The sequence below is a fragment of the Terriglobus albidus genome, from assembly GCF_025685425.1.
In the GTDB taxonomy this organism is placed as follows: domain Bacteria; phylum Acidobacteriota; class Terriglobia; order Terriglobales; family Acidobacteriaceae; genus Terriglobus; species Terriglobus albidus.
On the sequence record NZ_JAGTAS010000055.1, the window covers coordinates 46,631 to 68,976 of the forward strand.

Consider the following 22,346-nt stretch of genomic DNA (forward strand, 5'->3'; position numbering starts at 1 on the left):
AAGTTGAAGGGCCGCAGGACAGTATGTACCCGCGGCCCTTGTGATGGATAGTTAGAAACGAATCGCAGCGCCCCACTGGACGATACGCTGTTCCAGAACGCTGGTGCGGGTCGTTGTGGTGGCGCCATTCGCAACACCGGTGGAGGTATTAACCGGCTGCGTGATAGCAAGCGTGCTTACGTTGTTCGTATTCAGGATGTTGTTCGCCTCCAGAAGGAAGGTCGGCGCGAAACGATCCTTGATCTTCGGGAAGGTGCGCGTGTAGCGGGCATCGATCTGGGTGATCGAAGGTCCGCGAGCCGAATTCCGGCCAACGAAGGCAGGACGGGCCACGCCGCTGGTTGCAGCATCGCCGTAGAAGGTCGTGTTGCTTGCCAGGATGTTCGCCTGATCTCCGGAGGAGATGTTGCCGAGAATTGCGAGCATGTTGTGGTTCGCAATCTCACGGCCCACACGGTTGCTGACGTTGAACTGTGGTTCGAGTACGGCGGACATATTGAACGCATTCGGCCGGTTTACCGAGGAATTGCCGCGATCAAACTTTCGGTTCAGCGTGTTCGAGACCCCAAGGTTCTGCTCAAAGGTGTTGACCTCCGGGGCATCGGAAATAACATGCGACCAGGTATAGCTGGCATTGAACTGCATACCGCGCATCGGCGACATCGTCACGTTGGTAAACATCGCATTAAAGCTCGAATTCGCTCCGGACTCGACGCGGTTTACCTGATCAAAGCGCGGATCGTATCGGGTCGACGAGTTTACCGCCGCGCTGAAGACCGGGCGGCCATCAGCCAGCGTTGCTCCCGTTGGGATGACGTTGATATTGTGCATCCACGGTAGATTGCGACCGTTCGACATAATGTAGCCAATCGTCGCCGAGATGTGATTTGTGAGCTGCTGGGTCACCTGTGCGTTGATGTTCCAGGTGTACTCATTCTTGATATTCGGATTGATGGTCGTCACATTCTGCGTGGCGCCTGCACCCGAAGCAGGAACAGTGGGAAAAGCGGGGCGTCCCGGAGTACCGCTGGCTCCTCCAATATAGGTAAAGGAAGAGGTACGGTTCGAGCCGTCCAGGTTCAAGGCATTGAACCACAGGTTAGTTGGGGTCTGTTGGTAAAAGATTCCGGCGGAAACCTTCACCGTCGTCGTGTCGGTTGCACGATAGCTGAAGCCCAGGCGCGGGGCGAAGTTGGTGCTGGGGACATTGAACTTACGCGAATTCGGATAGAGTGCATTGGCATTCGCCTGGGGTGAAGAGAAGCGATCGTAACGAATGCCATATACCGCCGTCAGGCGAGGCGAAAGCTGCCACGTGTCCTGCGCGTATCCGCCATAGAAGAGCGAGGTATAGCCGATACCATTCACATCCGTCTGGGAGGCATAGTTAGCGTAGCCGTAGGGATCGGTGCCATTCTTTGCATTCAGGTAGGCCTGGACGGTAGCGAAAGTGTAGCGGTTAAACGAGACCAAACGCTGGCGGTTCTGCAACTGCGAGAGCACAAAGCCGGCCTTGATCGTATGCGGTCCACGAACATAACTGATGTTCTCAGAGCCGGAGGGCTGTTTGTCGTTGTACTGATCTCCGCCGCTGCTGGTTCCATTGAAGGCGGCGACGTTAGTGATCACGATCGCCGGTCCTTTCCCTGTGCTGGGTCCTGCGAAATGGGTATTGGAACGGAACGGCACCGAGAAGCGGAACTCATTCACCAGGCTGTTCGAGATCGTGGAGATCCACTGAAGCCCGAAGACATGCGCACGGTCTTTGAAGTCCACGTTGGCGCTGGTCGCGTTAATACCGCCGACCTGCGTATTGAACGGAAACGAGTTCCGGAAATAGTTGTAGCGCAGGAAGATGGAGTTCTTCGCGTCGATGTTGTAATCCGCACGAACATCTGTAAAGGTGCCATGCAACAGACCAGGAGCGGGTACAAGCTCTGATGCCGCCAGACCAATCGCCGCGGCATTTGCAGCCGTGATGGTAACCGGGGCAGGGCTGCCCCGCAGGACATGCTCGTACGATCCAAAGAAGAAGAGCTTATCTTTCTTGACTGGCCCGCCGACGTTAAAGGAGTGGTCCTCAAGAATCAGATTCGGCTTCGTCGGGCTCGTTACCTTGTTCTGCAGCAGCGGATAGGCCGTAGCATCCACCCAACGTTTGATAAATTGATAGGTCCCGTGAAAGTCGTTTGTTCCGGAGTTTGAGATGACGTTGTAGACGTCGCCAGTCGTCCATCCATACTCGGGCGCGAAGGAGTTCGATACCGTCTGCACTTCCTTCACGAAGATATTGCCGATGGGGAAGAGGCGAAGACCAGTACGATCCGCCTCGGTGTTCACCATGCCGTCCATCTGGTAGTTGATACGGTCCATCAAGCCATTGGTGTTCAGCGTACGAGGAATACCAAGCTCCGGATTCGGATGACCTGATACGCCAGGCTGGAAGACGATGAAGTTATACGGATTGCGCGAGGTCAGCGGAACATTCTCAATCTCGGTCTGGGTGAGAGTACGCTGCACATTCAGATTGGTCGGATCGATCGAAGCAATGGAAGCCTCGACAGTAATGGCTGTATCGGCCGTGCCGACCTTCAGATCGCCGTCAATGACGGCTTCCGTACCGGCATTCAGGTTCACGCCCGATACTTTCAGAGGGGAGAACCCCGTTGATGTGATATTGACGGTGTATTCACCCAGTGGCAAATTGACCAGCACATAATAGCCATCGTTGCCAGTAGTAACGGTGCGCGTAAATCCTACGGAAGCATTCGTTACGGTGACTGCCGCCCCCGCGACAGCTGCACCGCTCGGATCCGCGACACGGCCGCGGATCGTTCCATTGATGGATTGCGATTGTCCATATGCCGCGGGTCCTGTGAGAGCAACAGGCCCAAGCATGGCAAACGCTAGTAGAACTGATCGAACACGATGAGTTCTCATAGTTTTGACCTCCCCATTCAGCAACTGACCTTGAAATTTGAATCACGTCCCCGGATGGCCTGCCGCGACTACTCCAGCGCGACCTCCGTTACTGCTACCCCATCGTTCAACCCAGCAGCTTGCTGTCCATAGCCTGAAGCGACAGGGCCACGGAACCATAGAGCTGGGCCTCGGGCCCAAGCACGCTACATCGAACCCGCGGATGCGGGAAGTCGCTCTCCGCGAGAACACCACCCACGGCTTCACATAACGCCAGGTGCGATCCAATGCCCCCGCCCATGACTACCAGCGATGGGTTGAAGAGCAATGTGATGGTCGCAATGGCGTCAGCCAGAATGCGCGCCGTGTTCTTCAGGACGGCCTTCGCCTGTACATCGCCGGAGGCCACTCGATCAAAGATTTGCGAAGCACGCAAGGCACGAAGCTCGGCGTTATCGCGGGTTGCACGGTCCAGTTCCTCTCGCCATTGGGCTTCAATACCGGCGCCACCGATCACGCGCTCCAGTTGGCCAGTACGGTGCATCTCCAGAGGTTCGCGCGGCATTCCAGGAACACCGAGATAACCGATTTCGCCGGCGCTCCACGCGGAACCATGATGGATTTGCCCTCCAAGAAAAATACCCGCGCCGACACCAGTCCCCATGGCGATAAACACAAAATCATCAACGTTCTCGGCTGCGCCGTGCCAGTGCTCCCCCACCGCAGCGAGATTCGTGTCATTCTCTGCAATCACCTCAAACCCAAGCTGGTCTTCCAGCAGCGCACGCAACTGAACCTCGTCCCATCCGGTCAGGTTCGGGGCGGACAGAACCACGCCGCGCGCTACATCGGTCACGCCAGGCGCACCCACCGTTAGATGCTGCACCTTTTTGACAGAGACCTTTGCGTCTGCACACATCTGCGTCAGCCCGCCACGAAGCAGATGGCAGATCGAGACCGGATCCTTCTCCCTTGTACCCAGCTTGCATGCCCACTGCGCCACCGGCCTGCCATCCAGGTCGGCGAGCATCATGCGCAAGCGTGTTCCTCCAATATCGGCGCCGGCGACATAGGCATGTTCCGGACGGAAGCGCAGCAACTCCGCCGGGCGCCCACCGGAAGAGATTCCCTCTCCCAGATACTCGATCAGCTCCAACGCTTCCAGATCTGCAATCGCGGCAGTGACGGTCGGAGCAGATAGCCCTGACATTCGTACGAGATCCGCACGCGAGCAGGGGGAGTTTTCCCGCACCAGTTGAAGAAGGGCCCGATTGTTCGCACGGCGCAGATTTGCCGGACGAGAGATACGCGGCTCACGCGAATTGGCTAGCGTAGAGGACATAGTCAGGTGTAGGCAGATTATAAACAAACTTTACAAAGTAGCAAGTAGGGTGATATCTACAAGGACAATCCAACATCACTCATCGGCGGGCGCGGCCTCCTGTGTTCGTTCGCCGAGGAATGGCTCACACATGACGACGTGGAAGCACTGCATATCGTACTCCCTGGCCGTATGGCTTGCGTTCTCTCCAATGGCGGCTACGGCGCAGGCAGGTCCTCAGCCCCGCTATCTCTCTCCGGAGGCCTATCCACTTCCCCTGGACCGCGGCGCCTCCGGTTTGTGGCAATCGCTGCAAAAGCTGAAGACCCGCGCCAGCCTGATGATGGTTGTCGCCCATCCCGATGATGAAGACGGCGGCATGCTGGCTTATGAAAGCCGTGGGCAGGGCGCCGATACTACGCTGCTGACGCTCAATCGTGGTGAAGGCGGCCAGAATGTCATGACCGGCGATTACTGGGACCAGCTCGGCATTATGCGTACGCATGAGCTGCTCGCCGCAGGATCCTATTATGGGGTACACCAGAACTGGACTCGCGTCGCCGACTATGGCTTTTCCAAAACGCTCGACGAAGCGCTGAAGAACTGGGGCCATGACCGTGTGCTCTACGATGTCGTCCGGCAGGTGCGTATTAGCCGGCCGCTCGTCATCACCAGCGTCTTTGCCGGCAACGTCTCCGACGGACACGGACATCACCAGACCGCCGGCGTTATGGCGCAAGAGGCCTACAAGCTCGCAGGGGACCCAAATATTTTTCCAGACCAGATCGCTGCCGGTCTGAAGCCATGGTCTCCCCTGAAGGTCTATGCCCGCGTTCCCTTCGCCCGCGTCACCAAGCAGGGTATCTTCGACTACGCTACCGGCAAGTGGGAGCCTGTGCGCTTCAAGAATTACGTCACCGGTTCGTGGATTGAAGGAGTCCCCTCAAAGACCCTCGAAATCCCGGAAGGGGAGTACAACGCCCTCTTTGGGCGCAGCTATCTCGCGGTCGCTCGTGAGGGCCTGGCCAACCAGAAGTCGCAGAACGACGGCGTCGGCATTCCGCTGCCCGCGCAGTTCAACTCGCCCTACCATCTCTATGCCTCGCGTGTGAACGGCGATACGTTGCCCGCTACGGAAAAGACCTTCTTCGACGGCATCGACATCTCGCTCGCCGGCATTGCCGACTACGCTCCCGCCACTGAGCGCGCACCCTGGCGCAAAGGTCTCGAAGAACTGCAGCAGATCGTCGGCGAAGCGACCGCGCAGTACAGCGCCGCAAATCCATCTCAATCTGCCGCTGCACTCGCTCGCGGCCTGGAGAAGACACGTTCTCTCCAGAACGAGATCAAACGCAGCAGCCTTCCTGCCGCGGCAAAGTATGACATGCTGCACGAGCTCTCCATCAAGGAAGATCAGTTCAACGATGCCCTGTCTCAGTCCCTCGGCGTCATGCTGGTCGCCAGCGTCAATCCGGTGGGCGAGAAACCGCGCATGGGCCCCTTCGGAGAACTACGCGGCAACACGCCGACGTATCAGTTCGCCATCCCCGGGCAACCGGTCTCGATCAATGTCCATATTGCCAACCAGGGAACACAGAATGTCGCGATCGACGATCTTTCAGTCCTGGGTGACTCCGGTGACTGGAAGTGGTCTGCGCAAAGCAAACCCGCTGCGTCGATGAATGCCGGGCAGGCAGATGATCTAACAGTGGAGGGTGTCGTTCCAGACAACGAGCCTATCACCAAGCCTTATTTCAGCCGGCCGACGCTGGAACAGTCCTACTACAACCTGGATAATCCGGCATATCTCGGACTGCCCACGATGCCCTACCCCGTGACCGCGCGCCTGCAGTACAGCTTTCAAGGTGTGCAGGCAAGCGTGACCGGAACGGTACAGACAACACATCGTATCAATGGCATCGGTCCGGTTCCTGAGCCCTTGATGATCGCGCCGGCCATTTCGGTGCTGGTCTCTCCGGAGGCGGGCGTAATCCCTTCCAACAACGCAAAGCTTACCCTCAAGGTAACGTTGCGCAGCAACGTCAAAGGACCTGCCGAAGGAGAAGTTTCGCTGAAACTGCCCGAGGGCTGGACCTCATCGCCACGCTCCGCATCTTTTTCCACCGCGCGTGATGGCGATGAGAAGAATCTGTCCTTCGATGTCACCCCCAGGAACGTACAACTTAAGCCCTACACCATTACCACTGTCGCGAAGTATGCCGGCAAGGAGTACAAAGAAGGCTTCACCACGGTCACCTGGCCTGGTCTGCGGCCTTATCCTTCATACCGTCCGGCGACCTATCGTACGACGGGCGTGGATCTAAAGACGCCCGCCGACCTGAAGGTTGGCTACATCATGGGCACTGGCGAAGATGTACCTGCCTCGCTGAGCGATGCAGGTGTGCAGGTGACCCAGCTCTCCGCCGGTGATCTCGCCTCTGCGAATCTGGACAAGTTCGATGCTGTGATCATCGGCATCCGAGCGTACGCCAACCGCCCTGACTTGCGAGCCAACAACAATCGCCTGCTGGAGTACGTCAAGAACGGCGGCACCGTGGTGGTGGAGTACCAGACCAACGAGTATGACCATAACTACGGCCCATACGCCATCTCTGTACCGGCTGACGCCGAGAAGGTTGTGGACGAAACCTCTACAGCAACCATCCTCGACTCGGCCGATCCGCTACTGAACTGGCCCAACAAGATCACCAGCGCAGACTTCAATAACTGGGTCGAAGAGCGCGGCCATGGCTTCGCACGCACCTGGGATCCGAAGTTCACGCCTCTGACTGAGATGCACGATGACGGACAGGACGCGCAAAAGGGTGGTCTGCTTTACGCCAAATACGGAAAGGGCCAGTACATCTACACCTCATTCGCCTTCTTCCGGCAGATTCCGGAGGGAGTCCCCGGCTCCTTCCGCATCTACATGAACCTGATCAGCGCCTCCCGCAACCCGGCGTGGAACGCTTCTTTGACCGCTACGAAGTAGAGCATTTCCCCGGTTGCTAGGTATCCCGGAAGTGGAGTGCGACGGCGTTTTCATTGCGCAAAACGCCCATAGATGCGGAATCCCTACGCTACACCTACAGGGAAAATGCTTTAATCGCATTTTCCCTGTTGCTAGGTATCCCGGAAGTGGAGTGCGACGGCGTTTTCATTGCGGAAAACGCCCATTAGATGCGGAATCCCTACGCTACATCTACAGGGAAAATGCTCTAGCTCGCCCACGCTTCGCATCGTGGCCCTTATCCCTTTCGTGGATAAGGGCCTTTTTGTGGATTGCTATTTGTGGCGGGAGAGTAGTGATTCTGTCTTTGGATTCCAGGTTAGCGTGACCCAGGCACTTCCATTCCGTTGCGGACCTGGCTGCAGCACTGGGATCAGCCAGCGCTCATACTGGGCAAATGCCGTCACAGTCCACTCTTTTGATAAAGCGTAGGTTCCAGTGAACGAAATATCCGTGATGGATTGACTTCCGGGGAGCATACGCCCCCCCTGTACATGGCGGAAGAGCGCCGTATATGTCGTCCGGCCCGATTGCCAGTACGTCGTGGAAACCTCGTAGCCACGAGCGTTGCGACCGATGGCGTTCCCCAGGAGGAAGCCCTTATTGGTATTGGAATCCAGGTATTGGTTGTTGAGAAAGAAACGGGTGCCACCTTCATCCTGGGCCATCTCCATCGTGCTGGGGACTTCAAAACGCAGGTCCATCTGGTGGAGAAACGGCAACTGAGAGAGGTAAAACCCAGGATTCCAGGCAGCACGACGGGGATTATCCATAGGATTCAAATCATCATCAGCATACCCATCTGCATAGACCGTCAGATATCGCTCAAGTCCTGGGACATGGAGGCGGAAATCGAATCCGCTCTTGCGATCTCCGGGATCTGTACGCTCGCCATAATTAAAGCTCGCCCCCGTCGAATTCGAACTAAAGATATTTCTCTTGAGAGAACCTAACGTCATGGGATGTCCCACTCCCCACAACAACGACCAGCGGGTTGCACTCATCTCAAGATGGCTTCCAAATGTGAGCTCGATCTTCTGGCCGTTGAAGTATGGGCGAGCTGGAAACTTATGCCCTGAAAGTTTTCCAAAGACAAAGTCATAGCGATAAGTCACGGCGCCTCCCAGAAATGGGACATTCCGTGGCCTGGTGGAAACTAACCGCAGGTTGTATGTCGGCTCCGCATTGCTGGAAAACGAAAATGGACCGCTTTTGTTGGGTCCCCAGTAAATCTGCTGTTTCCCGAAAGAGAGTTGCGTCCCCATGAATGAGATGCCGGCATACAATTCAATCGGCCGCTGACGCACTACGGCTCCGGTTGCGGGCGTAATGGGATAGGGATTTGCTGGCGTCCCGCTAAACGGGGCCATGTCGATCTCATTAAAGAGATTCGACAGTGCAGGAGTAATTGCCGTCTTGCCGGGTCCGTATTGCAACTCCTGCCGGTCATAGAAGAAAAAACGGCCGCGATTGGCGCGAACAGAGAAACCAGCAAGCGCGCTGTTTCCCCGCCCTAACGGACGGCCATAATCGTTCCACCATGTCTGGCCGAAGTGAAATCCGTCGGAGAGGGCCGGCCCAGCGATCGTACCTGCGCGCACATAGATCGATTCGACTTCTGCAGCCGGTGTATCCGCGTCAACAGGATCAAACTCCCGTTTCAGGTCATGGATCAACGGCGCCACCTCGTCAATGAGAGGATCTCCCTGTGATGCGGCCAGATAGACGTAATTCGACTCCGCTTCCGCCAATTGCCGGCGGCACTCATTGCGGCTCCATGGTCGAATCGAGATACTTTGCGAAGGAATCAGGCCGACATTCGCCAACCGCTCGAGTGCGGGGTAAACCCAACTGTCCATCGGCACGTTCGTTGAGCCGTACGCATCCCGCTGTGTCAGTTCCTTCTCGTCATCGTGGAGCTGAATCGGAGATTCTTTTGCCTGGGCTATTGCATCCGCCGTATAAATAGCGAAAAGCATCGCCACGCTCGAGACGACAGGTAACCAGAGATACCTGCGTCCCCTCCAAGAATGAATTCCGATCATCCAACCTCCGTCCTTATATATTTCTACAATCGAAACACGTTCAGCGCTAATATCCCCAGACTCCCGCTGGAGGCGTATTCTCGCCAGCACCCCCGTCTTTCTAGATAAACAATGGATCAGCCAGCGAGAAGGACGTCCCGGCCCCATCGACGCACAAAAAAACTGGCCAGACGGGGCGGTGTCTGGCCAGATAGAGTGAAACGGCGATGAATTAGAAGGTGTACTTCACCGCCAACAGCATTGTGCGCTGCGTGTACTTCGCATCGGTGACGCCGCGTCCCACATTGGAGACCTGCGAAGTAAACGTTCTGTTATCTGTAGTCACCAACTTGGGCTGTACCAGGCTGCTGGAGCTGTAACCCGGCAGTGGATGGTTGAGGAAGTTGAATGCCGTTGCACGGAACTCCACTCCCCGGTGCTCCGTGATCTGGAACTTCTTGTAGATACCCAAATCTGAATTGACGTAGGAAGGCAGGCTCAGATACGGAAGCTGCCGCAATCCTACCTGTCCTAGCTGGGGAGCGGTAATGCAGTTCAGATTGATGTGCTGATAGGTTCCCAGGTTCGAGTTCGGATTGCATGTCGTCACCGGAAGCACCGTCTGTGATGGTGTGCCGTAGTAGGTGTTCGAGGTGATGTAGTGCCCGAGTGCGCTGTTATAGACCGTCATTCCCAGGTTCTGCCCCAGGTTGGCCTGCATATTGCCGCCTGCCTGCCAGGTGGTCGTACCGGACAGCGTCCAACCATTCACCGCGCCGCCAAGCAAGGGATTCCCGTGCACCCACCGGCCGAGATCGAAGGCATAGGACGTATTGATCACATGGGGACGGTCAATATTCAAAACGCCATAGTTATTGCGGACATTGAACGCATCGAGCGTGCTGCTGACGATGCCCAGCGCCTTTGAGAAAGTGTAGTTGATATTGAATGTCGCTCGGCCGGTCATCCGAACCAGGCTGAACTGTGCTGCGTTGTAATTGGAGTACCCAAGATGGGAAGACATGGCAATGGCATTGCTTCCATAGCCCTTGTAGTAGGGAAAGTAGTTCACAAGATTGGGAACATTCTCTGGATCGCCGGGAGCCGCCGCACCGGTCACCGGATCTGGCTTGAACAGACCGCCAAGAGGGATCTTGTTCTGGTTGACGAAGTTCGATCCGCCGACGCCCGATCCGCTGCTCTGGCCTCCCATCAGGATGTTCTGCGTGTTATTACCGACATACGCTGCTTCCAGCAGCATCGCCTTCGGCAACCGTTGTGAGACGGTGAAGTTGTATGCGCTGGTTACGCCGACCTTATCGTCATTGGGATCGGTGACGTAGACGCTGGATGGCAACGATCCCAGCGAAGAGCCGGAAGACGAGAGCGCACTGATCTCTTTCAGAGTGATCGCCTGTCCCCCCGTCGAGTTGTAGGTCTTTACGCCGAGCGCTGTCTGCAGCGGGCCGCCGTAGTCATTGAACTGATCGTTCCAGCGATATTGTGCCCACCCACCGCGGAAGACGGTCTTGCCGTTCCGATGGAGATCGTAGGCCAGACCGAACCTTGGCTCCAGGAAGAGCATCTGTACCGGCGATCCGCCATTCGGCAAGCTGGAATCCAGTGCATGCCAGGAGACACCGGGATAGGCCTTCCCTGCACCGAGTTCCGACGCATACTTATCGGCACGCCATACCGCCATGCCTGTTCCTGAAGCATCCTGCCAGCGGCCCATGTGTTCGACACGCAGCCCCAGGTTGAGGGTAAGTCCCGGAATCACCTTCCAGTTATCCAGAAAATACCCGGCGCCGGTGTTGTAGTACATGTCAGTCACCGGATTCGTGCTGCTCTGCGAGAAGCCGCTGGTGATTCCCATCAGGAAATTCGCCAGCGGGTTCGCGGTGCCAATCTTCTTTCCGGTAACCTGATCGACCATCACACCGCTGCCGAAAGAGAGGGCTCCATTCGCTGAACCATAGGTACCCTGCTTGTTTCCTGCCTGACTCCAGTAGCCGCCCATCTTGAAAGTGTGAGTCTTGTAGACGACGGTAAAGTCGTCCGCCACGGAGGGGGACTTTTTGATGGAGTTATAGGTATTGCCCTGCTGGAAGATGTCGGGCTGCGAGATGTCAGGAAGAGTACGAGCTCCCGGAGAATTGATCGACGGAACGAAGGACGACGCGCCGTTATACACGGTGTTGTAGTTGTACCCGACTGCACTCTTCGACATCGCCTGCAGATTTGAACCAGTGAATGGATTGTCGAGCCAACCAACTGCAACACGCAGCTCGTTGGTCGACGCCCCGTTGAAGACGTGGATATAGCTTCCACTCAGCACATGGGAATGCGTTGGGCTGATCAGCGGTCCGCCCGGATAGGCCACGGAGTACGAAGGTGTCCACCAGATATGCGCCGGCGACGTTGCAGAGTCACTGCCGTACTGATAGCTGACGAAAAACTTGTTACGGTCGCTCAGGTTGTAGTCAACACGTCCGCGATAGATGTAGCCGTTATGCACATTTGTCGGTTGCAGGTAGTAGTTGTAGCCGCCTGAGTTGCTCGATGGATCGGTATTCGCTGCCGGGAAGAGTTTGAGCAGCGCCAATGCGCCAGGATCGAGATAGGAGGATGGAACCTGTGTTCCGCTCAGTGGAGCTCCATCAGGAGCGTAGCCGCCATTCAGAGAAGAGCAGAAGTCATTGCCGGTGCTTGTCTTGCATAGCGCCGCATTGGCGGAGTCTGTCAGGCTGAAGTTTCCTGACCTCATTGCCGTGGAGGGCACATAGCTCTGAAGGGGTGACGATGCCGGCAGTGTCTGGCGAAACGCTTCATAGCCGGCCCAGAACAGAAGCTTGTGGTCCTTATTGAACCCAGTGCCGGGAATCAGGATCGGACCGCCGATGCTGCCACCTGGATAGTAGTAGGACGCTTCCGGGCGTGCCGTCGGCGAGGTGCTGTGCTTGTTCTGCCAGGTATTGGCGTTGAGAATCGCGTTGCGCGTGTACAAGTAAGCCTGACCGTGGAACGCCGCTCCACCGGACTTGCTGATGACATTGATCACGACCGGTCCCTGCGCCGCATCGGCTCCGAAGTTGGAGCTCTGGACCTTCACCTCCTGCGTCATATCGGGGTTCACAGTAGCGATCGACCAGCAGGCGCAACCGGGATCAATGATATTGGCGCCGTCCAGCAGATACGCTGTTCCTCCGCGATACGGCGCGCCATTCGTATTCAAACCCACACCGACGGCCGATCCCGATGATCCCGCATCCGTGAAATCGAAGCCGGTGCCGTTCCCTGTTCCGGTCGAGGTTGTCGTTACGCCCGGCAATACCTTCAACAGCTCTGAGAAGTTTCGGCTTGCAAGCGGAATCCGCTCGATATCTTTCGCATCCAACAAGGCTGAGCGTTCACCGGAGTCCTCAGGCGCAATCGCCTCTGCGCTGCTGTTGATGGTGACGGTTTCGGTCGCGGCTCCCGGCGAGAGCACCAGATTTGGGAGCGAACGCGTATCCCCAGGGTTCAGCACCACGCTCTCTTGCCGATATCCGCGGAAACCTTCCGCCGTGATGTCGACGGTATAGTTTCCCGGGACGATCCCTGCAAAGTTGAAGTAGCCGGACGAATTCGTCTCCAGCCTTCGAACCTCGTTGGTGGACGTATTCGTTAGCACCACGCGAGCGCCGGGGATGATGGCGCCCGTACCATCCTGCACCGTCCCGGAGAGACTCGACGTTGTCTGCGCCATAAGCTTCCCTGAAAAATTGCCTAACATCAGCAGAAGCACGAAGAAGATCGCAACACCGTGATAGCCCGGCATCGTCATTTTCCGTTGTCTTGTTTTCATGATGGACTCCCTCAAAACAGAACTTGATAGGCCTCTTGGAACGTCTCTATATCGGAACGATTCGCAGAGTCGGCACGGGTGATGCCCTGATGGCAGAGACACAGTGCTTCATGGGTGCACCACCTGCACGACACCCTTTGCCGGATCGACTGGAATCGACGCATCACTGGAATTCAGCCGTTGCGCATGGTTATCCCAATGCAGCTCGGCTATATGGTGCTTTCCGCTCTCGTAGGCATAGGTCGTGCCATCGTCGTCATAGAGCGTGAACTGACCATCGGCGCCGGTATAGACCTTGATCGTCGAAATAGTCTGCTTGTCCTGCGTACTCTCCACCATGGAGCCCAGTGGAAGAATCGATCCTGCACGCACAAAGACAGGGATGGTATCGATCGGCGCAGCCACTGTTACACGCTGACCGCCCTGCAGACACTCGTTGGTCCAGAAGTTGTACCAGGAGGCTCCCGCGGGCAGATACACGCTGCGTGTCGTCACCCCCTGCTCCGTTACAGGAGCCACCAGGAGCGCAGGACCAAGCATGTATTCGTCTCCGAGATCGGCGACATTCGGATCGTTGCCGAAGTCGAGAAAGAGACCGCGCATGAAGGGAGCGCCGGTCAGATGTGACTGCCATCCCAGCGAATACAGATAGGGCATCAGCTCGTAACGCAGCCGCAAATACTTTTCGAGGATCGGCTCGGCCTGCTTGCCATAGCTCCATACCTCGTTGTGCAGACGCGATCCGTGCGCGCGCATGTTGGGCTGGAAGGTTCCGTACTCGAACCAGCGGGTATACAGCTCCGGATAGTCGTCGAATCCACCGACGTTCTCGCGCGCATCGCTCGGATCGAGCAGGGGCGGATGCTCCGGTTTATGAGACTGCGGAAGGTACTGCCATCCGCCTATATCGGTAGACCAGTACGGCATACCGCTGGCAACAAAGTTCAATCCGGTCGGGACCTGGCGGCGCAGGACATCCCAGCTCGGAGAGATATCGCTCGACCAGAAGATGGCGCCGTTGTGTTGCGCTCCCAGATAACTATCGCGGGAGAGGATCAGCGCTCGTCCTGGCATATCCTTGCGCATGCCGTTGTAGAAAGCAGCCGTATGAAATAGCGGATAGACGTTGAAGAACTGTGTTCCCGGCCCAACATGGAAGTAGCTGCCGTTCGGAGGGAGATCAGGCTCTGTTTCGTCTGCCCAGAAGGCGTCGAAGCCCTTGGAGACATAGTTATCGCGTACCGTGTTCCAGTACCACTGCGCCGCTTCCGGATTTGTGGTGTCGATGTCCGATCCGGCGCGATCGTAGGGCAAGCCGTTCGTCGGTGTTCCGTCGTCCTGATGCATCAGCCATCCCTTCTGCATCAGCGTGTTGTAATAGCGGCTCTCGGGGACAAACCTTGGCCAGACGCTGATCATCGTCTGGAAGTGCATCTGGTGCAGCTCACGATTCATGGCTACCGGGTCCGGCCACTTCGCCGGATCCATATCCATCTGCCCCATCTTTGTGTAGTGGAACCAGTCGATCACCAGGTCATCGATCGGTAGATGGCGCTCGCGGTATCCCCTGGCGACCTGCAGCAGCTCCTGCTGGCTCGTGTATCGCTGCTTCGACTGGATGTACCCGAAGGCCGACTTGGGCGGCATTGGCGTATCGCCGGTTAACAACCGGTAGCCCTTGTACTGCGCCTCATAGTCCCCGGCGATGATGAAGAAGCTTACCCGCTGGCCAACTTCGCTCAGGAAGGTGTTCTGGTCGTTGAAGCCAAAGCTGGCCGTAGTGCGTGACGGATTATCCCAGACGAGCCCGTACCCTTTATTCGTGACGACGAACGGCACACAAACGCTCTGCCCGCCGGGAGCGTTGTAGTCGTGCGCACAACGAAGCACGTGGCCGCGGCGGTCGAGGTAGCCCTCCTGGTTTTGCCCCATGCCGTAGTCATGCTCATCGGCGGCGGCGCTAAAGCTGGCGCTTACGGTGAAGAAGGGAGGATCAGAGGGCCTGCGATCCGCGTTGAGCCAGGCCGTTCCGTCCTTGTAGTTCGGTACGGCCATGCCCCAGCCTCTGAGGTCGACCAGCGACCGACCATCCACCGTAGCGATATGTAACCCTACCCATGGGGTCGATCCGTTGAAGAACTTCGCAATGTCTGCGTGCGTTCCTGACTCCGCTTTCTTCTCACTGGCAGGCGCCACCTGGATGTCCAGCGCCTGGGAGCGGAAATGAGCTCCGTCGGCTCCCTGTCGCTGTGTCCATCCATCTGCCACCGGACGGGCCAGGATGCCATAGCCCGCCGGGGCCACGGCATCCTGTTCCCGCAGGCTCAAGCTGACATGAACGATGTTCGGCGCGTAGGGTTCGACCACCACGGTGGCCTCATTGCGATGCAGGACAAACTGTGCCCTCGCACTTCCCTCCAGCGTAGCCAGCAACATAGCGGCCCCTACTGCCCAACGGCAGCCTCCTGCAAGGTGTCGAAACAGACTTTGTTTGCTAGCCGACACACTCTCTCTTTTCTTTTGGTCTCAAAAAATAAGAAGATTCAGATGCCGAATCACTACACTTATCTGCAGATACATCCGACAAGGTGCAATACAGTACAGAGATTCAGGTAACGGAGCTAAGTCCTTTGAAATCAACTTTGACAGCCCGAGAAAGGGAGAGGTAGCATACCTCTCTGTCCCATGAAATCTGTCCCCCAGGTTGTGGACGCGCACGCGAAAGACATCTCTCCCCTCGCTTCAGGCGAGCGGGAGCAGATCTGGGCTGCGGTCCAGGAGATCCTGACGAGCTCCTCTTTCTCTTCTTCTTCGCAAAATCAGTCGCTGTTGCGATACGTGGTGGAACACAGCATTGCGGGAGACGAAGCTCTGCTGCGGGAGCGCGTGATCGGGAAAGAGGTCTTCCATCGGCCGGCAGACTATGAGCCCGGCGAAGACCCTGTCGTCCGCATTCGTGTTGCGGACCTTCGGAAGCGACTGGCCATCTATTACCAGGCCAATCCGTCGGCCAGCCCCCGGATCTCTATCCCGGTGGGGGGATACCGGGCGGCCTTTGAATTTCTCGCTTCTCCCAAGCAGGAGGAAGCTTCGGCTGCCCGGGCGACCGAAGTCGCTCCTTCAGGCTTGCCCCCCGAGCTCCAGGTTGCGGTACCCACGGTTCAAGTTGTCCAAGATCACCCGAGACGCAATCGGCGAGTCATCCTCACAGCCGGCATTGTCTTGGCCGTCGTCCTTGCGGCACTCGGGATCCGGTTTTACAGCGCTCGTCCTCATGGCGCCGTGCAGCAGTTCTGGTCACCTCTACTCACGACAAACTCTCCCGTACTGCTGTCCGTGGGAAGCAATGCGGTTTACCGGCTCTCAGAGGGTTTTTCCGACAACTATGTTAAAGAGCACCATCTGGAAGCTTCCGGCATGGAGTTCTTCCCCACGCTCGATCCCCATCAAACTGTGGACTCCATCGGCCTGCATTCTGCGCCGGACAGCTTTGTCGCTCTGGGTGACGTCGCCGCTGTTGCGGAGATTACGCGAACGCTGACTGGCTTCAATAAGCCACAGCAAATTCGCTTCTCGAACGATATCTCGTTCGCGGAGGTGCGCAGCAATCCGACTGTCTCCATCGGCGGCTTCAATAACCAGATGACGCGGGAGTTCACGAAGAAGCTGCGCTTCACCCTCACCAGCCGCAACCGCATCGACGATCATCTGAACCCCGGCCAGAGCTGGCTGCTCAACGCATCATCCGACTCGCACGACACCGAAGACTATGCGCTGGTTACACGGTTGCTCTCCGGCAACGCCACGGGGCCGTTTCTCAGCCTTGCCGGCATGGGGCAATATGGCACTCTGGCGGCGACTGACTTTGCCTGTGATGAGGAGTCGATCAAAAAGCTCGACAGGCTTGCACCTAACTGGCAGCACAAGAACCTGCAGGCCGTACTCCGCATCAAAGTCGTGGATTATAAAGCGGTCTCGACAGAACTCGTCTCTGTTCACACCTGGTGACTTACGTTATTCCGAAGTCCGGCTTCCACGCCTCATGCAATGTAGTCGCAGATCAGGACGGTAAGGTCGTCATTCTGGTGAGGAGCCCATCGCCGGATTGACTCAATGATGTGGTCTGCCGCTTCGGCGCAAGTTCGCCCAGCCGTATCGCGAACCAACGCACAAAGCCGGTCCTTGCCGAACTCTATCTTCTCCGCGTCTTCCGCTTCGAGAATTCCGTCGGTATACAGTACGAAACGGTCGCCCGGTTGAATAGGGACACTTACGGTCTGATACTGCGCGAAGTTGAACGCGGCAAGCATAAGCCCATTCTCTTCGATTTCGATCGTTGCACCGTGGCGAAGAAGAAGCATTGGCGGATGAGCGGCGGCAGCGTATCGCAGTTCCCGGTCCGCGGCACTCAGGTAGACATATCCCGCCGTCACGAACTGGCTCTGAGTATTTCCACAAAGAACATCATTCATACCGGATAGAAGCTCCGCGGGTGTACGCGCGTTCTGATGCTGCGTGGTAATGGCGAGCTTGACCATGGATGCGATCAGCGCTGCGGGAACACCATGACCGGACACATCGGCAATCAGTAGCCCTGCCTCGTCGTCGCTTGCAACCACATACTCATAAAAATCACCTGCGACCGAGGTCATAGGAACGTAGCGGGCTGCGACCTGGAATCTCTTGGATATAGGAAAGGAAACGGGCAGCAATGAGAGTTGGATTCGCTGGGCGATCTCGAGCTCTTTCTGAATGGTCGATAGCTGCTGTTCTTTTCCAAGAGCCCGGCGACCTGCCACGATACCCAGGCAGGCGAGCAATACTACAAATCCGAAGGGCTCTATGTTGTCATGCCGGTCGAAGAACTCGCTCACATTCCCATAAAGCGCAGAAGCAATGAACAGTAACAGCCCCCTGCGGACGAGACGAATATCGTCTTTCTCCGAGTCAGCCCGAACGAGCGCAATGGAAACGAGCAAAAGAGCAATAACGACGAACCCGTTGTTAATGTTCCAAAAGACCTGCTGAGACCCGAAGATCAAGCCTGCAAGAGCAAGCAGCGACGCGACCGGCCAGATGATATTAGATGCGATGCGTCCAGCCCGCCCGAGTAGATTCAGTTCGCGGAAGAAGAAAAACGCCGGAATGGGGACCAGAAATCCAACCGCTGTATAAATTCGCCAAAAGACCGGCGGCCGCAGGCCCAGCAGCAAAAGAAGCTGATACCTCATCCAGAGGCGGCCACCATAAAGCAGGGCGAGCAGCGCGAACCAAAGAAGAAGCGGATCAAACCGGCGGCGCAATAATGCGAATAAGCTCGCGACCATGCCAATGCTGCTGATGGCCGCCCCCAGGAAGAGATAGACCTGGGCATGGTTGAACGTCCGGAGCACTTCGCTTCTGGCGAATTGTGGATCGGGTTGAAACATGTGCGCCCCTCATCTTATCCGATCTAAAGAATCGGATAATGGCGCCTTAAACGTGCTCAACCTCAACCGGGTCCGGCCGTTCCGGACAGGTTGAGGTTGAGTGGTTGCGATACAAAGATGCTGTTATCTACGCCAGCTCAAAGCGATCGAGATTCATCACCTTGTTCCAGACTCCAACGAAGTCCTGAACAAACTTGCCGTGTGCGTCTTCGCTTCCGTAGACCTCAGCCAGGGCCCGTAGCTGGGCATTGGAACCGAAGATCAGATCGGCGCGTGTTGCCGTCCACCGGACTTTCCCTGTCTTGCGGTCTCGCCCTTCAAAGACATCGTTGGCGTCTGAAGTTGACTTCCACACGGTTCGCATATCAAGCAGGTTGATGAAGAAGTCGTTGGTAAGCGCCTCCGGCCGCTCGGTGAAGACGCCATACTTCGTTTGTCCGAAGTTGGCATTCAGCGCACGCATACCACCTACGAGTACGGTCATCTCGGGCGCGGTCAGTGTGAGCAACTGTGCCTTATCCAGCAGAGTGATCTCGGCCGGAATGCCGCTGCCGTTGGTATAGGACCGGAAGCCGTCTGCAATTGGTTCAAGCATCGCGACTGACGCCACATCGGTCTGCTCCTGTGAGGCATCTGTGCGGCCCGGAGTAAAGGGGACGGTCACATTAATACCGGCATTTCTCGCGGCCTGCTCGACACCTGCACACCCAGCCAGGACGATGAGATCTGCAAGCGAGACCTTCTTGCCACCGGGCTGTGAGCCATTGAAGTCGCCCTGAATTCCTTCAAGCACCTTCAGGACCTTTGCCAGTTGCTGCGGCTGGTTCACCGCCCAATCCTTTTGCGGAGCGAGACGAATTCGTGCGCCGTTCGCGCCACCGCGCTTATCAGAGCCACGGAAGGTAGATGCAGAAGCCCAGGCCGTGGAGACCAGCTCCGGGATCGACAGACCCGAAGCAAGTACCTTCTGCTTGAGCGAGGCAACATCCTGCTCATCCACCAGCACATGATCCACCGCGGGAACAGGATCTTGCCAGATCAGTTCTTCCGCCGGAACCTCCGGGCCGAGATAGCGTGCCCGCGGTCCCATATCGCGATGCGTCAGCTTGAACCACGCACGAGCAAAGGCATCCGCAAACTCAGCCGGATTCTCGTAGAAGCGACGCGAGATCTTTTCATAGATCGGATCGAAGCGCAGCGAGAGATCGGTGGTGAGCATCGCCGGGGCATGACGCTTGGACGGATCGTGGGCATCCGGCACTGTACCGTCACCCGCATCTCCCTTTGGCTTCCACTGATGCGCGCCGCCGGGGCTCTTGGTCAGCTCCCACTCGTACTTGAAGAGATGATCGAAGAAATCGTTGCTCCACTTCGTCGGTGTCTTCGTCCACGTGACTTCCAGGCCGCTGGTGATGGCGTCCCCTGCAATGCCGGAAGCGTAAGCGCTCGTCCAGCCCAGCCCCTGCTCTTCGATCGGGGCTCCCTCCGGCTCACGCCCCTGATGGTGAGACGGACCTGCGCCATGGGTCTTTCCGAAGGTGTGGCCACCCGCGATCAAAGCGACGGTCTCCTCATCGTTCATCGCCATACGGCCGAAGGTCTCGCGGATGTCCCGCGCGGCCGCGACTGGATCGGGCTTACCTTCAGGCCCTTCCGGATTCACGTAGATCAGCCCCATGGTCGTCGCACCAAAAGGATTCGCGAGATCGCGCTCTCCGGAATAGCGCTTGTCGGTACCCAGCCAGGTCGTTTCGAGTCCCCAGTTAACGTCGAGATCTGGCTCCCACACGTCTGCACGTCCACCTGCAAAGCCGAAGGTCTTGAATCCCATGGATTCCAGAGCAACATTACCGGCGAGAATCATGAGATCAGCCCACGAGATTTTCTTGCCATACTTCTGCTTGATGGGCCAGAGCAAGCGGCGGGCTCGGTCAAGGTTGACGTTGTCAGGCCAGCTATTGAGCGGAGCGAAACGCTGCTGGCCTCTGCCGCCGCCGCCGCGACCGTCTCCAGTGCGATAGGTTCCCGCGCTATGCCATGCCATGCGAATAAACAGCGGACCGTAATGACCGAAGTCGGCCGGCCACCAGTCCTGAGAGTCGGTCATGAGCGCCAGAAGGTCTTTCTTCAGCGCTGCATAATCCAGGCTCTTGAACTCTTCCGCGTAGTTGAAATCCTCGCCCATGGGATCGGACAGAGACGAGTGCTGATGCAGTAGATTCAGATTCAACTGGTTCGGCCACCACTCACGATTCGTTGTCCCGGGACTGCTGCCGTGATGAAAGGGGCACTTTGCTTCGGTTGCCATGGATCTCTTCTCCTTCTTGAATGCTTGTTCACTCATCGCATCTGGCGCAATGGAAGCGTCTGCCTTGGGGTGCAGAAGCCGTCATTCCTTATACGCCCGATCCGCTGTTGTTTTCTTCAGCCGCGTGTAAAACACGCGCACCATTCGCTCTCGTCGTTCTCGACCAGATGACTGTAGCACTCGGGGGATCGATAGCTCCAATACATATTTCCCATCCGGAGTATAGTTATCTCCTATGGAATTCCATCAGTTGCGCTACGTCTGCGCCATTGCTGAAACAGGCAGTTTCAGCCGTGCCGCAGAGCGCTGTCAAGTCGCCCAGCCATCGCTTTCACAGCAGGTTCTTAAGCTTGAGGATGACCTGGGGGCAAAGCTTTTTGACCGGCTGGGGCGCAGCGTCCGCCTCACAGAGGCCGGCCGTGCCTTCGTTCCTCATGCCCGCTCAATTCTCAACCAGATGGAGGCGGCACGGGCGACTGTCGCTGATAAATCTGCTGACGTCCGCGGCAGCGTCGCCGTCGGCGTTATCCCCACGATCGCGCCCTTCCTGATGCCGCGCCACACGGCTGCATTTGCGAAGAGATACCCCGAAGCCAATCTGCGGATTGTGGAAGAGATGACACCGGTACTGGTGGAAAGCCTGCGGAATCTTTCGATCGATATTGCGGTTCTGGCCCTGCCGTTGCGCCACAAGGATCTGGAACTCTTCCCTCTCCATACCGAGCCACTCTTCGCTGTGCTGCCGAAGGATCATCCTCGTGCCGGAGCGAAATCGCTCTCCCTCAAAGAGCTACGTGGCGAGTCCTTCGTCATGTTGCGTGATGGACACTGCTTCCGCGATCTCAGTATTGCCGCGTGCACGCATGCTCACGTCACGCCACGTATCGCCTTCGAGAGCGGCCAGTTCAGTAGTCTTATCGGAATGGTCGCTGCCGGAGTTGGTATCTCGATCCTTCCGGAGATGGCCATCGACCGCAACCCAGGCTGCCGCTACATTCGTGTCAGCGATGCGCGCGCTACCCGCACCATCGTTGCCGCAGTTTTGCGAGGGCGTAGTTTTAACCGCATTCAGCAGGCATTTCTTGCAGGGATCCAAAAGTGAGATCTGACGACGGAAAGCGAGCTGCGGGGGGCAAAAAAGTTGCCGGCCAGAACGCAGCGAGCCCACATACTGACCGGCGAAGGAGAATTACTTGCCATTTGTTACAAACGACAACCACGTTGCACCGTGATCGAAGGAGAGATCACGATGAAGAGAGAGGTCGGCCACCAACTGCATGACCGGCTTCCCTAATCTCGACTAATGAAGTTCTAGAGCAACACGGAGAATGCTCTAGAACTTCCATGCCATCGATGGAACCCTCGGTCTCAAAGTTTTTATCGGCCGAATGGCGGCGAACGTGACAGGAAGATTGAAGAGAATGAGGCTGTTACAAAGCTCTACGATTCGCGGCATAGCCCTAATGCGTCGACATATAGGATTGTGTT

Annotated in this window: 10 protein-coding genes; 3 read left to right on the forward strand and 7 right to left on the reverse strand. The window is 57.0% G+C overall.

Going from position 1 to position 22,346, the window contains the following annotated elements; translation table 11 throughout:
* Nucleotides 1-51 precede the first annotated feature (51 nt).
* Both OHL21_RS14085 and OHL21_RS14090 read right to left on the reverse strand, forming a co-directional pair.
* Nucleotides 52-2,940, reverse strand: a complete 2,889-nt coding sequence (locus OHL21_RS14085) for a TonB-dependent receptor (protein WP_263417920.1) — start codon at nt 2,938-2,940, stop codon at nt 52-54.
* A gap of 106 nt (nt 2,941-3,046) precedes the next feature.
* Complete coding sequence (locus OHL21_RS14090; RefSeq protein ID WP_263417921.1) at nt 3,047-4,261, reverse strand: ROK family transcriptional regulator; 1,215 nt, start codon at nt 4,259-4,261, stop codon at nt 3,047-3,049.
* Nucleotides 4,262-4,391: 130 nt separating this feature from the next.
* Here OHL21_RS14090 and OHL21_RS14095 point away from each other — a divergent pair, with 130 nt between their 5' ends.
* Nucleotides 4,392-7,232: a PIG-L family deacetylase gene (locus OHL21_RS14095; protein ID WP_263417922.1), complete on the forward strand. Its 2,841-nt coding sequence runs from the start codon at nt 4,392-4,394 to the stop codon at nt 7,230-7,232.
* 293 nt (nt 7,233-7,525) lie between these two features.
* Here the strand turns inward: OHL21_RS14095 and OHL21_RS14100 are convergent, their stop codons facing one another.
* The 3 genes from OHL21_RS14100 to OHL21_RS14110 form a co-directional block, all read right to left on the reverse strand.
* Nucleotides 7,526-9,229 carry a capsule assembly Wzi family protein gene (locus OHL21_RS14100; RefSeq protein WP_263417923.1) on the reverse strand — a complete coding sequence of 568 codons (1,704 nt, stop codon included), beginning with the start codon at nt 9,227-9,229 and terminating at the stop codon, nt 7,526-7,528.
* Nucleotides 9,230-9,506: 277 nt separating this feature from the next.
* A complete protein-coding gene (locus OHL21_RS14105; protein ID WP_263417924.1) occupies nt 9,507-13,121 on the reverse strand; it encodes a TonB-dependent receptor in 3,615 nt (1,204 codons plus the stop codon).
* Nucleotides 13,122-13,229: 108 nt separating this feature from the next.
* Nucleotides 13,230-15,557 carry a glycoside hydrolase family 31 protein gene (locus tag OHL21_RS14110; RefSeq protein ID WP_263417925.1) on the reverse strand — a complete coding sequence of 776 codons (2,328 nt, stop codon included), beginning with the start codon at nt 15,555-15,557 and terminating at the stop codon, nt 13,230-13,232.
* Nucleotides 15,558-15,806: 249 nt separating this feature from the next.
* Between OHL21_RS14110 and OHL21_RS14115 the strand changes: the two genes are divergently transcribed.
* Nucleotides 15,807-17,129: a hypothetical protein gene (locus tag OHL21_RS14115; RefSeq protein ID WP_263417926.1), complete on the forward strand. Its 1,323-nt coding sequence runs from the start codon at nt 15,807-15,809 to the stop codon at nt 17,127-17,129.
* Nucleotides 17,130-17,161: 32 nt separating this feature from the next.
* On the opposite strand, the gene OHL21_RS14120 is transcribed toward OHL21_RS14115, so the two are convergent.
* Nucleotides 17,162-18,550 carry a PP2C family protein-serine/threonine phosphatase gene (locus OHL21_RS14120; RefSeq protein WP_263417927.1) on the reverse strand — a complete coding sequence of 463 codons (1,389 nt, stop codon included), beginning with the start codon at nt 18,548-18,550 and terminating at the stop codon, nt 17,162-17,164.
* A 127-nt stretch (nt 18,551-18,677) separates the two neighbouring features.
* On the reverse strand, nt 18,678-20,858 hold the full coding sequence (gene katG, locus OHL21_RS14125) for a catalase/peroxidase HPI (RefSeq protein WP_263417928.1): 2,181 nt from the start codon (nt 20,856-20,858) through the stop codon (nt 18,678-18,680).
* 235 nt (nt 20,859-21,093) lie between these two features.
* On the opposite strand from katG, the gene OHL21_RS14130 reads away from it, so the two are divergent.
* Nucleotides 21,094-21,960: a LysR family transcriptional regulator gene (locus OHL21_RS14130; protein ID WP_263417929.1), complete on the forward strand. Its 867-nt coding sequence runs from the start codon at nt 21,094-21,096 to the stop codon at nt 21,958-21,960.
* Nucleotides 21,961-22,346 lie beyond the last annotated feature (386 nt).